Origin of the sequence: Pseudonocardia sp. MH-G8, from assembly GCF_002262885.1 — a bacterium.
Lineage (GTDB): Bacteria > Actinomycetota > Actinomycetes > Mycobacteriales > Pseudonocardiaceae > Pseudonocardia.
This window is the reverse complement of the sequence record NZ_NKYF01000011.1, coordinates 191821-207363: the sequence shown is the minus strand read 5'-3', so window position 1 is coordinate 207363 and position 15543 is coordinate 191821. Positions and strand designations below refer to the sequence as shown.

Annotated in this window: 12 protein-coding genes; 9 read left to right on the top strand and 3 right to left on the bottom strand. The window is 74.2% G+C overall.

The window, feature by feature from the left end:
• Nucleotides 1-10 precede the first annotated feature (10 nt).
• On the top strand, nt 11-787 hold the full coding sequence (locus tag CFP66_RS24630) for a nucleotidyltransferase domain-containing protein (RefSeq protein ID WP_094927514.1): 777 nt from the start codon (nt 11-13) through the stop codon (nt 785-787).
• A gap of 95 nt (nt 788-882) precedes the next feature.
• A complete protein-coding gene (locus CFP66_RS24625) occupies nt 883-3210 on the top strand; it encodes a penicillin acylase family protein (protein ID WP_233159686.1) in 2328 nt (775 codons plus the stop codon).
• Nucleotides 3211-3240: 30 nt separating this feature from the next.
• Here the strand turns inward: CFP66_RS24625 and CFP66_RS24620 are convergent, their stop codons facing one another.
• The gene (locus CFP66_RS24620) at nt 3241-3996 is read right to left on the bottom strand and encodes a FadR/GntR family transcriptional regulator (protein ID WP_158228199.1); all 756 of its coding nucleotides are present in this window, start codon (nt 3994-3996) and stop codon (nt 3241-3243) included.
• Nucleotides 3997-4122: 126 nt separating this feature from the next.
• On the opposite strand from CFP66_RS24620, the gene CFP66_RS24615 reads away from it, so the two are divergent.
• From CFP66_RS24615 to CFP66_RS24585, 7 genes are read left to right on the top strand one after another with little or no spacing between them, the layout of a single operon-like run.
• Nucleotides 4123-5184 carry an LLM class flavin-dependent oxidoreductase gene (locus CFP66_RS24615; protein ID WP_198961641.1) on the top strand — a complete coding sequence of 354 codons (1062 nt, stop codon included), beginning with the start codon at nt 4123-4125 and terminating at the stop codon, nt 5182-5184.
• Nucleotides 5181-6392 (top strand): M20 family metallopeptidase, encoded by a 1212-nt coding sequence (locus CFP66_RS24610; RefSeq protein ID WP_094927511.1) that lies wholly within the window; start codon nt 5181-5183, stop codon nt 6390-6392. The genes CFP66_RS24615 and CFP66_RS24610 overlap by 4 nt, the downstream gene beginning before the upstream one ends.
• Nucleotides 6389-7714: an MFS transporter gene (locus tag CFP66_RS24605; protein ID WP_094927510.1), complete on the top strand. Its 1326-nt coding sequence runs from the start codon at nt 6389-6391 to the stop codon at nt 7712-7714. The genes CFP66_RS24610 and CFP66_RS24605 overlap by 4 nt, the downstream gene beginning before the upstream one ends.
• On the top strand, nt 7677-8582 hold the full coding sequence (locus tag CFP66_RS24600; RefSeq protein WP_094927509.1) for a xanthine dehydrogenase family protein subunit M: 906 nt from the start codon (nt 7677-7679) through the stop codon (nt 8580-8582). Before CFP66_RS24605 ends, CFP66_RS24600 begins: the two co-directional genes overlap by 38 nt.
• Nucleotides 8573-9043, top strand: a complete 471-nt coding sequence (locus tag CFP66_RS24595; RefSeq protein ID WP_094927508.1) for a (2Fe-2S)-binding protein — start codon at nt 8573-8575, stop codon at nt 9041-9043. The genes CFP66_RS24600 and CFP66_RS24595 overlap by 10 nt, the downstream gene beginning before the upstream one ends.
• On the top strand, nt 9040-11301 hold the full coding sequence (pucD, locus tag CFP66_RS24590; protein WP_094927507.1) for a xanthine dehydrogenase subunit D: 2262 nt from the start codon (nt 9040-9042) through the stop codon (nt 11299-11301). The genes CFP66_RS24595 and pucD overlap by 4 nt, the downstream gene beginning before the upstream one ends.
• Entirely contained in the window at nt 11298-12287 is a 990-nt protein-coding gene (locus CFP66_RS24585; RefSeq protein ID WP_094927506.1) for an asparaginase, read from the top strand. Before pucD ends, CFP66_RS24585 begins: the two co-directional genes overlap by 4 nt.
• A 45-nt stretch (nt 12288-12332) precedes the next feature.
• On the opposite strand, the gene CFP66_RS24580 is transcribed toward CFP66_RS24585, so the two are convergent.
• Complete coding sequence (locus CFP66_RS24580; RefSeq protein WP_094927505.1) at nt 12333-14297, bottom strand: hypothetical protein; 1965 nt, start codon at nt 14295-14297, stop codon at nt 12333-12335.
• Nucleotides 14298-14675: 378 nt separating this feature from the next.
• Nucleotides 14676-15488: an arylamine N-acetyltransferase gene (locus tag CFP66_RS24575; RefSeq protein WP_158228198.1), complete on the bottom strand. Its 813-nt coding sequence runs from the start codon at nt 15486-15488 to the stop codon at nt 14676-14678.
• Between the last annotated feature and the right edge of the window lie 55 nt (nt 15489-15543).

Genomic DNA, 15543 nt, shown 5'->3' with positions numbered 1-15543 from the left:
GGCGGGCTCGGTGCGTGACCCCGACGAGGGCGTCGGCCCGGACGGCGCGATCGTGACAGGCGTGTCGCGGGGGAAGGTGCCCGCGGCGTTCGAGCCGGTGCTCGCTGCGGTCAGCGACGCGGTCGGCGAGGCCGTCTCGCTGCACCTCTACGGCTCGGTCGCCACCGGGCGGGCACGGGTCGGCGCATCCGACGTCGACCTGCTCGCCGTCGGGCTCCCCGCCCCGGTCGCCGGCGCTGTGAGCCGCACGCTCTCGGCCCGGTTCGCCGGGCTGGCGCGGGGTATCGAGATCGGCGCGGGCCGGCCGGAGGACGTCGTCGGCGAGGGCGACGAGCAGTACGGCAACCGCGTGTTCCTGCGGCACTACTGCGTGCGCGTGTCCGGGCCGCCCGGCCCCGACCTGCCCGCCTTTCCCGCCGACGCGCGCGCCGCCCGCGGGTTCAACGGCGACATCGCGATGCACGCGCAGCGGTGGCGCGCGGCCCTCGCGTCAGGAGCGGACCCGGCTGCGCTCGGACACCGCGCGGCACGCAAGACGCTGCTTGCGCTGGCGTCCCTGGTCAGCGTGCACGACGGGACGTGGACGACGGACCGCGCGTCCGCGTGCCGGCGCTGGTCGGAGGTCGACCCGGGGATGGCCGAGGACCTCGCGGTGCTGCTGCGCTGGTCCGAGTTCTCGCCCACGCCTGCCCCGACACGCGAGCGGGTGCGGCGGGTGCTGGAGGGCCCGGTGGCCCGGATCGTCGCCGCGTTCACCGCGACGGTGGGGCTCTGGCGCGCGAGCTGACGGGCCGTGGCCCTCGTGCGCGAGGCGGCCGGTCCTGATCCAATCGGGGACGTGCCGGGACCGCTGGTCCTCGGCCTACGCCGAGGAGGATGTGCATGGCCCCCGTCCGGACGTCGTTCGTGCTGCCCGGGCTCACCGCGCCCGCCGAGATCGTCATCGATACCTGGGGCGTCTCGCACATCTACGCCGCGAGCACCTACGACGCGTTCCGCGTGCAGGGGTTCAACGCGGCGCGCGACCGGCTCTGGCAGATCGACTTCTGGCGCCGCCGCGGGCTCGGTCTGCTGTCGGAGGTGTTCGGCTCCGAGTACGTCGAGCGCGACCGGTCGGCGCGGCTGTTCCTCTTCCGCGGCGACACCCGCGCCGACTGGCTCGCCTACGGTTCGGACACGAAGCGAGCCGCGACCGCCTTCGTCGAGGGCGTGAACGCGTTCGTGCGGCGGACGCGGGACGAGCCGGGGCTCCTGCCCGTCGAGTTCCGGGAGCTGGGCTACGAGCCGGCGTTCTGGGAGCCGTCGGACGTCACCCGCATCCGCAGCCACGGGCTGTTCTACAACCTGCGCGACGAGGTCGCCCGGGCGCTGGTGCTGCGCGACCACCCCGCCGGGGTGGAGGAGCTGCGCAAGCGGCGCGAGCCGTCACGGCCGCTGCAGGTGCCCGAGGGGCTGGACCTGGGCGTCATCCCGGACGACGTGCTGGCCGTCTACGACCTGGCGACGGTGCCGCCGGTGTTCGGCGCTGCGCCGTCGCCCGGTGTGCTCCCGGAGGGCAGCAACAACTGGGTGCTCGCGGGTGAGCGCACCGCGAGCGGCCGGCCGATCCTCGCCAACGACCCGCACCGGGCCGCTGCGGCGCTGCCGGGCCTGCGCTACCTGGCTCACCTGTCGGCCCCCGGGTTCGACGTCATCGGCGCGGGGGAGCCGGCGCTGCCGGGGATCTCCATCGGCCACAACGGTCACATCGCGTTCGGGCTCACGATCTTCCCGATCGACCAGGAGGACCTCTACGTCTACGAGACCAACCCCGCCGACCCGCTCGAGTACCGCTACCAGGGCCGGTGGGAGCCGATGCGGGTGGAGCGCGAGACGGTGCCGGTGCGCGACGGTGCGCCGGTGGAGGTCGAGCTGCGGTTCACCCGGCACGGCCCGGTGATCCGCAGCGACCCGCAGCGGAACACCGCCTTCGCCGTGCGCGCCGCCTGGCTGGAGCCGGGGATGGCGCCCTACCTCGGCAGCATGGACTACATGCGGGCCCGCGACCGCGACGAGTTCCTGGCCGCGATGAACCGCTGGGGTGCGCCGGGCGAGAACCAGGTCTACGCCGACCCGGAGGGCTCGATCGCGTGGAAGGCGGCCGGGCTGACCCCCGTGCGGCCGAACTGGGACGGCACGCTGCCCGTGCCCGGGGACGGCCGCTACGAGTGGGCGGGTTTCCACGACGCCGACGAGCTGCCGGGCTCGGTCGACCCGCCGCAGGGTTATCTCGCCACGGCCAACGAGCGCAACCTGCCCGACGACTTCCCGGCGGATCGCCACATCACCTCCGACTGGTACGCGCCCTACCGGCGCCGCCGGATCGACGAGGTGCTCGCACCTGCGTCGGAGGTGACACCGCAGGAGATGGTGGCGCTGCAGAGCGATTCGGTGAGCATCCCGGCGCGCCGGATCCTCGCCCGCGTCGCGGACCTCCCGCTCGCGCCCGACGTGGACGGCCTGGGTCTGCTGCAGGACTGGGACGCCGACCTGCGACCGGACTCGGCCGCAGCCGCCCTGTTCGAGGTCTGGTACCGCCGCCACCTGCGCCCGGCCGTGCTCCGCCGGGCGCTCGAGCAGCTCGTCGCCCCCGACGCCGTGGCGGGCGTCGCGCGGCAGATCGCCGTCCGCGACGAGCAGGGCGCCGACGCCCGCGTCGACCTCGACCTGTTCGAGACGCCCGGCGAACGCCTGGGCCCGGACCCGGAGCGCTTCCTGGCCGAGACGGTCGCGACCACGCTGGCCGCGGCCGTCGCCGAGCTCGAGGAGCTGCTCGGACCCGACCGCGCGCGCTGGAGCTGGGGCCGTCTGCACGTCGGCCGGATGGCCCACCCGCTCGCGGCGCTGCTGCCCGACGTGCCGCCCGAGCAGCTCGTCGCAGGCCCGCTGCCCCGCGGCGGCAGCGGGGACACCGTGGGCAGCACCGCCTACGGCCCGGACTTCGTGCAGAGCGTCGGCTCCACGTTCCGCGTCGTCGTCGACGTGGGGGAATGGGACGGGTCGCTGGCGATGAACGCGCCCGGCCAGTCCGGGCGGCTCGGCGACCCGCACGCCACCGACCTCTTCGCCCCCTGGGCGCGCGGCGAGGCCTTTCCCCTGCTCTACAGCCGTGAGCGCATCGACGCCGCGGCGGAGCAGGTCATCACGCTCGACCCGCCGGCGCACGAGTGACGACCCGGATCCCTGGCCCGACGATCCGGCTCAGACGAACGCGCGCACGCTCTCCGGCGCGATGATGTCGTCCTCCGGGGCCGCCACCGCTCGCACCTCCTGGTAGAAGATCCACAAGTGCTGGGCGACGGCCTGCCGGGCGGCGACCGGGTCCCGCCGCGTGATGGCTTCGACCATGAACCGGTGGTCGTCGGAGCGGGTTCCCGAGTGCGGGAGGGCGAGGGTCCGTCGCCGGAACTCGACCATCTCCGGCACGAGCGGTTTGTACAACCCGATCAGCACGACGTTGTGCGAGGCGTTCATGATCGCTTCGTGCAGCGCCTCGTCGGTGTGCACGAGGGCGTGGAGGTTCTGCGCGTGGGCCTCGTCGTGCGCGACGCGGAGCCGGTCCAGCTCGCGTAGCTCGTCGTCGGTGGCGCGGGTGCAGGCGAGCCCGGCCGCCGTGGTCTCGAGGCCGATCCGGGCCTCGAGCAGCTCGGTGAGGGCGAAGCCCTCGTCGAGGCTCCACCTCACGTACTGGGTGGTGGGGTCGTCCGCGGGCGGCTCGCAGATGAAGGTCCCCTTGCCCCGAACCACCTCGATGATCCCGAGCGTCGAGAGCTTGCGCAGCGCTTCCCGCAGGGACGTGCGCCCGACGTTGAGCTGCTTGGCGAGCACGGGCTCCGACGGCAGCCGTTCGCCTGGTTTGAGGGTGCCGTTGGCGATCGTCGCGGTGATCCGTTCGGCGATCACGTCGGGAACGGGCCGCCGCGTGAGCGGTTCGGACAGTCCGTCGGTCAACGCCACGAATCCACTCCTGTCTGTTGACACATGTCAGACAACTGCTTAGCCTTCCGTCCACCTGCGAGACGCCTTGATGGTAGCCCAGCGACGGGGCCCCGAGCGCGAACGCCCGAATGGAGTCGATGAACCGTGCCGACCGAGCTCTCACCCGCGCCGATCGCGTTCGGCGTCCGCTTCCCACCCTGCGGCTCCGCCCGCGCCGTCGCCGACGCGGTGGCGTTGAGCGAGCGCAAGGGCTTCGACGTCGCGTGGATCGCCGACTCCCAGCTGCTGTGGCGCGACGTGTTCGCGACGATGGCACTGGCCGCCACGGCGACCGAGCGCATCACCCTCGCCTCCGCGGTCACGAACTTCGTGACGCGCCACCCGAGCGTCGTCGCGTCGGCGGCGAACACCGTCAACGAGCTCGCGCCGGGGCGGGTGATCCTCGGCGTCGGCACGGGCGACAGCTCGGTCAAGCCGCTCTCGATGCGGCCGAGCCGCCTGGGCGAGATGCGTGACGCGATCGCGATGGTGCGCACGTTGCTGGCCGACGAGGTGCAGGAGTACGGCGAGCGGAGCGCCAAGCTGCGGGCGCCGGTCGCGCCGGTGCCGGTGCACATCGCGGCGAGCGGGCCCCGCTCGCTGGGGATGGCCGGCGAGATCGCGGACGGCGTCCTGACCCTCGCCGGCATCTCGCCCGAGACCATGTCCGGCACCCGGGACGCGGTCGCGGCGGGCGCGGCCGCCGCGGGCCGGGACGTCTCGGATCTCGCCTTCACGGTCGGCGCGTTCTGCAAGATCACCGACGACATCGAGCGGGACGCCGCCATCCTCAAGCCGATCTGCCTGCACATGGCGAGCATCGGCGCGCAGGACTTCCTGCGCCTCGCCGGCATCGAGCTCCCGCCGCCGCCCACGGTTCCCGACGTCTACCCGGACATGGTGCACGCGGAGGACTGGGACCTCGCCGTCGCCGAGGCGGGCCGGTACGTGACCGACGAGATGGCGGTGCGGTTCTCGCAGACCTTCTGCCTCTTCGGCACCGTCGAGGAGGTCCTGGACCGCATCCGGCGCGCCGTGGAGGTCGGTGCCACCGGGTTCTACCTGCGCCACGTCGGCAACTACACGCTGCCGATCGAGCTCATCGAGACGTTCGGCGACGAGGTCCTGCCGAAGCTCTCCGGCGCGACGACGGGGGCCCGGCCGTGACCGATGTCCTGCTGCAGTCCGCGGTGGACCTGGCGCGCATCCCGTCCGCGGTGCCGCTCGGCGCGGACACGCTGATCGAGCCCGACCACCCGCTCCTCGTCGACTACGTCCAGGAGCACCTGCGGCCGCGGTTCGTGGAGCTGGGCTGCACCGACATCCTCGACCTGCCGCGCAACCAGTTCGCCGTCCGCTTCGGTACCGGCGGCGGACCGACCCTCGCGCTCGTGGCATACACCCCGACCCAGCACCACAACCTCATGGCCGATCCGTGGTCCGGGCGGATCGAGGCCCCCGCCGGCATCGACGAGCCGTGCCTCTTCGGGCAGGGGATCACCCAGAACAAGGCGCACCAGGCGTGCCTGCTGAGCCTCGCCGCACGGCTGGCCGGGGACGGGCCGGCGTTCGAGGGCACCCTCCTGCTCTGCGTCAACAACGAGGGCCGCAGCAGCCACGCCTGCTCGGACGCCCTGCTCGACGCGCTGCCGGTCCGGCCGGACCTGGTGATCCAGCTCTTCCCGACCGGCTTCGACATCTCGACCGGCAACCGGGGGCGCATCGACCTGCACGTCGACGTGCGGGGGCGGGCGAGCCACTCCTCGACACCGCCGCCGGGCGGGGGCGTCATCGCCACCACCCGGCAGGTGCTCAACCGCATCGACGCGCTCGACGTCGACGTCCGGCGCCGCCGTCACCCGCGGCTCGGGCAGGAGCACGCCGTGCCCTACCAGGTCGTGTTCGAGCCGCTCGCCCCGCACACCCTGCCCGCGTCGGCGCACGTCGTCGTGGACCGCAGGCTGCTGCCCGGCACCGACCCGGAGGGGACGGCCGACGAGCTGCGCACCGCCCTCGGCGGGCTCGACGACCACTGCGAGATCGCCGTGCGTCCCGGCGTCCGGATGCTCCCGGCCGAGTTCCCCGCGGACCGGGGCGACCTGTTGGCCCCGCTGGAGCGGGCGGTGCTCGCGCACCGCGGCAGCCCTGCGACCCGCGCGACCTACGGCGGCACGTTCGACGCCGGTGGCCCGACGGCGCGAGGTGTCCCGACGGTGATGTTCGGCGTTCCCGAGGACGGCGACCTCCTCGGTGACGATTTCGTCCGCATCTCGGACCTGCGTCTGCAGGACCGGATCGTGCGGGACACGGTCGCGACCTTCTTCGGCCTCGATGAGGCGGACGCAGTCCCATCCACCCGGAGGTGCCGTCCATGAGAACGCCCACCCGCTCCGGCCCGTCGCCCCAGGCGCGCCGGGTCCTGATCGCGAGCCTCGCCGGCAGCACCGTCGAGTGGTACGAGTTCTTCATCTACGGAACGGCGGCGTCGCTGCTGTTCGACGACCTGTTCTTCCCGGACTTCGACCCGCTGGTGAGCTCGCTGCTGGCACTGTCGACGTTCGCGATCGCGTTCGTCGCCCGGCCGATCGGCGGCGCCGTCTTCGGGCACTTCGGTGACCGCATCGGCCGCAAGTCGATGCTCGTGATCACACTGACGATGATGGGCGCGGCGACCTTCGCCATCGGGCTCCTGCCGACCTACGCCCAGATCGGCGTCGCGGCGCCGTTGCTGCTCGTCCTGCTGCGCCTCATCCAGGGCTTCTCCCTCGGGGGCGAGTACGGCGGCGCCGTCCTGATGAGCATCGAGCACGCCGGCACCGGCAAGCGCGGGTTCTTCGGAGCGGTGGTCAACACCGGTGCCGGATGGGGTCTCCTGCTGGCCAACCTCGTGTTCCTCGCGGTGTCGCAGCTGCCCGACGAGGCGTTCCGGACCTGGGGCTGGCGGATCCCGTTCCTGCTCAGCGCCATCCTCGTGGTGCTGGGGCTGGTGATCCGGATGAAGGTGGACGAGAGCCCGGACTTCCAGGCCGTCAAGCAGTCCGGTGAGGTGCGCAGGGCGCCCGTGGTGGAGGTGCTGCGGCGCCACGGCGGGCTGGTGGCACTGGTCTGCCTGGCCTACCTGTCCGCGGGTGTCACGTTCTACGTCGGGACGGTCTTCTCGCTCTCCTACGGCACCGGCCAGGGCATCGACCGGAGCACCCTGCTCGGCCTGATCACCGCGGTGAACGTGCTGACGATCCTCGGGATCCCGTTCTTCGGCTGGCTGTCCGACCGCTACGACCGCAAGCGCATCTTCCTCGCGGGCATCGTGGGAATGGCCGCGCTGAGCTGGGTCTGGTTCCCGATGCTCGGTGCCGGCAGCACCGCGCTCATGATGCTCGGGTTCGTGATCCTCTTCATCCCGTACGCCGCCAACTACGGCGTCATGCCGGCGTTCTTCGCCCACGTCTTCCCCGCGCCGGTGCGCTACACGGGGCTGTCGATCGGATACACGCTCGGCACGGTGCTGGGCAGCGGCCTCGCGCCGATCATCGCGACGTTCCTGCTCGGTACGACCGGCGGCTGGCCGGCCATCGCGCTCTACATGACCGGGGTGGGCGTGCTGTCGTTCGTCGCTGCGCTGTTCCTGCACGAGCGCCACGGCGAGCCGGCCGTGGCCGATGCGGCGGGCGTCACGCCCGCCGGGACTGCGAGGTAGCGGCGTGGCTCGCTTCCTACGGCCCGGCTCGCTCGCCGAGGCGTGCGAGATCCGGGCGGCGCAGCCCGAGGCGGTGCCGCTCGCCGGCGGCACCGACCTGATGGTGCAGCTGAACTCCCGCCGGGAGCGGCCGGCCGCGCTGCTCGACCTCGGCCGGGTGGCGGAGCTGACGCAGTGGTCCCGCGACGGCGACGGGTTCAGGATCGGCGCGGGCGTGCCGTTCACGAGGATCATCGACGAGATCGGGGAGCAGCTCCCGGCGCTCACCGCGGCGGCGCGGACGGTCGGCTCGGCGCAGATCCGCAATCGCGGCACCCTCGGCGGCAACCTCGGCACGGGGTCGCCCGCGGGTGACGGGTTGCCGCCGCTGGTCGCCACGGGCGGCGAGGTGGAGCTCGTGTCGGTCCGGGGGAGCCGGACCGTCTCCGTCGAGGAGTTCTGCACCGGCCCGAAGACCACCCTGCTCGCGCCCGACGAGCTGGTGGCGGCCGTGCGCGTGCCGGCGGCGCGAGGGCCACAGCGGTTCGCGAAGGTCGGCACGCGCAACGCGATGGTGATCGCGATCGCGGCGGTCGCAACCGCCTTGGACGTCGGGAACAGGGCCGTGCGGGTGGCGTTCGGGGCGGCCGGCCCCCGACCGGCACGGGCCCGCGCGGCCGAGGAGTTCGCCGTGGCGGCCCTCGACTGGGACGGCGGGGTGATCGGGCCGGAGGTGGCGAACCGGTTCGGTGCGCTCGTCGCCGAGGCGTGCACCCCGATCGACGACGTGCGCGCGAGCGCCGCCTACCGCAGGCGGGCCGTCGCCGTGCTGGCCGCCCGCTCACTCAGCTGGACCTGGAACGAGTACCGGAGGGGCACGTGCGCCTGACCTGCAGCGTCAACGGTGAGCACCGCGAGGTGGACGGGCTCGACGGTGAGGAGAGCCTGCTGTTCACCCTCCGCGAGCGCATGGGTCTGCCCGGCGCGAAGAACGCGTGCGAGCAGGGCGAGTGCGGCTCGTGCACGGTGTACCTCGACGGCACCGCGGTGTGCGCCTGCCTGGTGGCCGCCGGGCAGGCCGAGGGCCGCGAGGTCGTGACGGTCGAGGGGCTCGCCGACGGGGAGGACCTGCACCCCGTGCAGGAGGCGTTCCTCGAGGCGGGGGCGGTGCAGTGCGGCTTCTGCACGCCGGGGCTCGTCGTCGCGGTCCACGACCTGCTGGCCCGCACCCCCGAGCCGGACGACGCGGCGATCCGGGAGGCGCTCGCGGGGAACCTCTGCCGGTGCACCGGCTACGAGAAGATCATCGACGCCGTGCGGCTGGCGGCCTCGGGGGCGGAGGCGCGATGACGGCCTCCACCGGGGTCCGGCGGGGAACCGTCGGCAGCAGCCCGCGCCGCCCGGACGGCGTGCCGAAGGTGCGTGGGGAGTTCGCCTACTCGTCCGACCTGCATGCCGAGGGGATGCTCTGGGGCGCCACGGTCCGCAGCCCGCACCCGCACGCGCGGATCCGCTCCATCGACGCGACCGCCGCGGCGGGGACGGACGGTGTGCTCGGCGTCCTCACCGCCCGCGACGTCCCGGGCACCAACCGGTTCGGGCTCGAGACGCGCGACCAGCCGGTGCTCGCGGACGGCGTCGTGCGGTTCCTGGGAGAGCCGGTGGCGGTCGTGGCGGCCGAGAACCCCGACGCGGCACGACGCGCCGCCGCCGCCGTCACCGTGGACTACGAGGTGCTCGACGCCCTGGTCGACCCGGAGGCCGCGCTGGCGGGCGAGGGTCCGCAGCTGCACGAGGGCGGGAACGTCGTCGCGCACCGCCCCCTCCGCAAGGGCGTTGCCGATCCCGTCGCCGACGTCGTCGTGACCGGCCGGTACGAGGTCGGGATGCAGGACCAGGCGTTCCTCGGCCCCGAGTCCTGCCTCGCGCTGCCCGTCGAGAACGGCGGCGTCGAGCTGTACTGCTCCACGCAGTGGCTGCACGTCGACCAGGACCAGCTCGCCGGCGTCCTCGGACTGCCGACGGAGAAGGTGCGGCTCGTCCTGTCCGGTGTCGGGGGTGCGTTCGGCGGCAAGGAGGACCTGTCGGTCCAGGCGCACGCCTGCCTGCTCGCGCTGCGGACGGGGCGGCCGGTGAAGATGGTCTACGACCGCGAGGAGTCGTTCGTCGGTCACGTGCACCGCCATCCCGCCTGGATGGAGTACGAGCACGGCGCCACCCGAGACGGCAGGCTCGTCTACGTGCGGGCCCGGATCCTGCTCGACGGCGGCGCGTACGCCTCCACCTCCCGCGCCGTGGCCGGGAACGCGGGGTGCTTCGCCGTCGGCCCGTACGAGGTGCCGAACGTGCACGTCGACAGCTACGCCGTCTACACGAACAACCCGCCGTGCGGCGCGATGCGGGGGTTCGGGGCCGTGCAGACGTGCTTCGGCTACGAGTCGCAGATGGACAAGCTGGCCGCCGAGCTCGGCATGCACCCGGTGGACCTGCGGCAGCGCAACGCCGTGCGCACCGGCAGCGCCATGGCCACCGGGCAGCGGATCGAGGGCCCGGCGCCCGTCGCGGAGCTGCTGTCGCGGGTGCGCGACGCGCCGGTGCCGGTCGGGGACGACGGCCTGCAGCCGGGTGGGACGGGCAACACCACCTGCGGCGAGGGCGTCCGGCGCGGCGTCGGGTACGGCGTGTCGGTGAAGAACGTGTGCAAGTCGCTCGGCTACGACGACTACGGCACGGCGCGCGTGCGGCTGTCGGTCAGCGGCGGGGAGCCGGTCGTGCAGGTGCACACCGCGGCGGCCGAGGTCGGCCAGGGGCTGGTCACCGTGCAGGCCCAGATCGCTCGGACCGAGCTGGGCGTCGACTCCGTCGTCGTCCTCCCGGCCGACACGGACGTCGGCGACGCGGGCACGTCCTCGGCGTCGCGGCAGACCTGGATCTCCGGCGGGGCCGTCAGGGCGGCCTGCGTCGCGGTGCGGGAGCGGGTGCTCGAGTTGGCGGCGACAGCGTGCGGCGAGCCCGCGGAGTCGCTGGAGATCGGCCAGGGCGGGGCGGTGGTGACCGCGAGCGGGGAGATCTCCCTGGTCGACCTGCTCGGCGGGGACGCGATCGACGAGACCCGCGAGTTCCGGCACCGCCAGACCTTCCCGCTGGACCCCGAGACCGGGCAGGGCGCCGGGCACGTCGCCTTCGCGTTCGCCGCGCACCGCGCGATCGTGGACGTGGACGTGGACCTCGGCCTGGTCCGGGTCGTCGAGATCGCGTGCGCGCAGGACGTAGGGAAGGCCATGAACCCGGACGCGGTCGCCGGGCAGATGCACGGCGGGATCGCGCAAGGGCTCGGGCTGGCGCTGATGGAGGAGGTGCAGGTGGCGGACGGGCGGATCCGCAACCCGTCGTTCACCGACTACCTCCTCCCCACGGCGCTCGACATGCCGGCCATCCGGCTGGACGTCCTGGAGATCCCCCGCGACGACTCGCCCTACGGGCTGACCGGGGTGGGCGAGCCGTCCCTGCTGTCGTGCCCGCCCGCGATCGCCGCGGCCATCCGCGACGCCTGCGGCGTCGACCTCGTGCGGATCCCCGTGCGGCCGGATGCGATCGTGTCGCTATGAAGGTCGCCGTGCTGTCCCTGGGCGGCACGATCGCGTCGTCGGGCACCGGTGGTGTCACACCGCGGCTGTCCGCGGACGACCTCGTCGCGGCCGTGCCGCACCTGCGCGACGTGGCCGTGCTCGAGACGGCGACGGTCCGTCAGGTGCCCTCCGGTGACCTGACGCTGACCGACGTCGCCGAGTTGGCCGTCGAGATCGGCAGGCGCCTCGCGGGCGGCGCCGACGGGATCGTGATCACGCAGGGCACGGACACCATCGAGGAGACGGCCTTCGCGCTCGACCTGCTGCTCCCCGGCCCGCAGCCGGTGGTCGTCACCGGGGCGATGCGCAACCCCACCCTCCCCGGAGCGGACGGTCCCGCGAACCTCCTCGCCGCCGTGCAGGTCGCGGCGTGCCCGCAGGCCGCCCGGATGGGTGTGCTCGTCGTCGCGAACGACGAGATCCACGCGGCGCGGTTCGTGCGCAAGACCGCCACGTCGAGCCCGGCCGCCTTCCGGTCGAGCTCGCTGGGGCCGGTCGGGTGGGTCGTCGAGGGTCGGCCGCACATCGCGTTGCCCGTCCCGCCGCCGGCCATCGGGGAGCTGCCCGTCCCGGGGACGATCCCGCCGGTCGCCCTGCTGACCTCCGCGATCGGCGACGACGCCCGCCTGGTCCCCGAGCTGGAACGGCTCGGCTACGGCGGTCTGGTCGTCGCGGGGTTCGGCGGCGGTCACGTCCCCGGGGCGGTCGCGCCCGCGTTGACGGACCTGGCCACCCGCCTGCCGGTCGTGCTGGCTTCCCGCACGGGCAGCGGTGAGCTGCTCCGGGAGACCTACGGCTTCCCGGGCGCGGAACGGGACCTGCTCGCCCACGGGTTGATCTCCGCGGGATTCCTGGACGGACCGAAGGCGCGGGTCCTGCTGAGCCTGCTCCTCGCGGGCGGCGCGGACATCGGGCGCGTGCGCGAGGCCTTCGGGCGGGCTGCCAGGACTCGGCCCTCACCCTGAACGCGACACCCGTGCAGTGAGACCGCGACTCGCGGGTTTCTGGGGTCAGTCGTCGACCGCTCGGGACTCCCAGAGGATCTGGCCCGTGGCGCCGGGCGTGGCGAACTGAGGGTTGGGGGCGGCCGCGTCGAACGTCGCCACCTGCCCCGGCTGCACGTCCAACGGGTGGTTCGCGACGATCGCCCCGTCGGCCGAGACCTCGAGCCTGCCCCGGGCGGGCGACGTGCCGGAGTTGGTCACGGTGATCGTCACCCTGCAGGTCTCGGTGACGCAGAGCGACTCGGGCTCCATCACGATCGCGACCTCCGGCCGCTCCTGCAGCCGCTGCGCCAGTGACTTCGGTGCCTCCGCGGCACGGATCGCCTCCGCGGCCCCCGCGACGGTGCCGGCGTCCTCGGCCGGCACGTCGTTCACCCGCACGGGGGCGCGACCGTCTCCGGGACCGACGTCGAGGGCGAGCGGTGGGTGCGGTTCGGAGGCGGCCACGGCCACCCGGCGGGTGCCGTCGACGAGCACGAAGGCGTCCTGGCCGTCCACCTGGAGCCGCTCGAGCGCCTCCCACTGCCGCGGCGGCCCCTCCGGGCGCAGGTCGAGGGCGAGGCCGTGCGGGTGCAGCGCCAGGAGCGGGTCGATCTCCTGGGTCTCGGTGAGCGGATCGGCCACCCAGGTGTCGGCGAGGTCGTCGGCCCGGGCCGCGTGGTGGTAGAGCCACCACTCCCGGTCGCCGCGCAGCAGGATGCCCGAGCCGTCGCTGACGATCTCCGCCGTGGCGTTCCCGCCGTCGCGGGACAGGCTGCCCCGGCTGCCGGCCCCGGTGACCGTGAGGTCGAAGCGGATCTCGCCGCCGTCGAGGGCGGCCACCGTGCCCTGGTAGCGCGCACCGCTCCAGCTCTCGGCCTCGGTGGCGGCCGCGTCGACCAGCTGCCCGGGCTGCGTGCGGACCAGCCACAGCGTCAACGCCACGCCGGCGACGATCGCGACGAGCACGCCGACGAGCGTCAGCGGCCAGACCCTGCGCTTGCGACGCGGCGCCGCAGCGGTGGCGGTGGCCGAGAGGGCGCCGGAAGCCGGCGCGCCTGCCGGAGCCGGAGGTGGCGTGGACGGCGCATCCCGGCCCGTCGGTCGAGCGCCGCCGGCGAAGGACCATGCACCGGTGCTGTCGGCGGCCGCCGCGGGAGTGCCGACCCCCGGCTCGGCGTCCGCGGGTCGCGGCACCTGCGGCAGAGCGGTGGTGGGTGGGGGGACGGGAACCGGCGGCCGCGGTCCGGGAGGCGCGTCGCCGGGACCGCGCCCCGACGGCGGTGCGAGCGGCGGGACCGGGCCGGTGGTGCCGGTGGGGGTGGGCGAGAACATCGACGGGGACGGGCCGGCTGCGCTCGCGGGCGGCGGCGCACCCCCCGGCCCGCTCCCGGGGCGGGGAGGGACTGCGGGCCGCGCGTCGAACACGTCCACGGGGATCGCCGTGGTCGGCGGGGCCGCAGGCGGCGGTCCGGGATGCGCCAGATCCGGGTTGAAGAGATCGGCGGCGCCGTTCGGAGCGGCGCCGTTCAGGGGTGCGTCCGGCGTGCGGTGGGGCGGGCCGGGGTCGAAGAGCGCGGCGGGTTCCGCAGGCGGGGGAGCGGCCACCGGGACGGAGGGGAGGCCGACGGTCTCCGGCTCCGCCACGGGAGCCGGGTCGTCGCGGGGAACGAACGTGGCCGGCGTGACGGTGTCGTCGGCGATCAGGGGGAGGCCCACGGTCGGCGGCGCCGTCGGACCGGGCGGCGGTGTGGGGTCGGGCGGCGGTGTCGCTGCGACGCCGGACGACTCCGGGATCGCGGAGGTGTCCGGCTCGGGCTCCCCGACGTCGGCGGGCAGGGGGCTGGTGGCATCGGCGGGCAGGGGGCCGGTGGCGTCGGTGGGCAGCACGACCGGCAACGGCCCGGTGGCGTCTGCGCGTCCCACCGGGCGCGCAGGGATGTCCTCGTCGGTCCTGGTGCCCCCGGACGGGGCAGCACCGGTTCCGCTCATCGGCCTCTCCTCCCCGTCGTTCGGACGCCCATGGCAGGGCCGTTCGCACCATGGACGGACCGGCCGCGCCTGCCCAGCGTGCTGTGCGGCGGATCACACGATGTCGCCCGCGCGCGCCGATGCAGCTTCGCACGGCGGCACTCGGCGTCCGTCCGACACCTCGGCCCCGGGCGCTCGGCGCCGCCTGCGCGCGACGAACGGCATGCGGGCGCCTGCTCCGTACGGCCCTACGTCGGCGAGGTCCGCGCCGCCACCCACGCCCAGGACCGCGGCTGAGCCGCACGAGCCCGCGACACGTCCGCACCCAGGCCCCGACTCGCGGGGTGCGGTGCCCCCACCCCGCGAGTCGGGGCCTGGGTGTACGCATGTCGCGCTCGCTCAGAACAGGCGCGCCAGCGCCGTCTCCAGGTCGGGCAGGCCCGAGGTGTCGAGCAGGAACGTCTCCTCGAGGACCCGGCGGATCTCGGCGGGCGACTCCAGCGTGCGACGTTCGGTGGGCCCACCCAGGTGGTGGACGGCGAGGCCGGGCCCGCTCAGGGCGTAGCGGCGGTCCGGGTCCGGCCGGGCGACCATGATCCCGGACAGGAAGTGCGATGCCGGGTGGTGACCGAGGTAGAAGTTGGACACCTCGTAGTCGACGAGCAGTTGTTCGGCGAGGTCGAAGCGGTACAGCGGCCGCCATTCGCTACCCACGAGGGCCTGCATCACGAAGCCGGTGCCGGCGGGCCACAGCCGGAAGGGCTCGTGAGGGGTCTCCTGCGCGACCTCGGGCTCGAGCGCCAGCACGCCGGTGAGCGTCAGCCCGCCGAACCCGACGTCGACGAGGTGCGTCCCCTCCGGCAGGTCGACGCGCAGCAGCATGTGCCCGCGCGGGGTGAGCGGCGCGTCGGCCGGCCGCCCCCACATGACGCGCGCGGCGAGGCCGGTGGTGGCGTAGCCCAGGGCGTCGAGCGCCCCGCGCAGCAGCAGGTTCTGCTCGAAGCACCAGCCGCCGCGCCGGCCGCGGACGAGCTTGGCGGACAGGCCGTCGGGGTCGAGGCGGACCTCGCGGCGGGTGAACGGGTCGAGGTTCTCGAACGCGATGGTGCGGGCGTGCGCTGCGACGATCCGGCGCAGCGTCGGCAGGTCGGGGGCGTCGGCGTCGGCCACGCCGATCCGGTGGAGGTAGTCGTGCAGGTGGCTGGTGCTCACGATCGACATCGTCGCGGTCGCGGGCGGCCCGCGACAACCGACGAACGGCACTTTC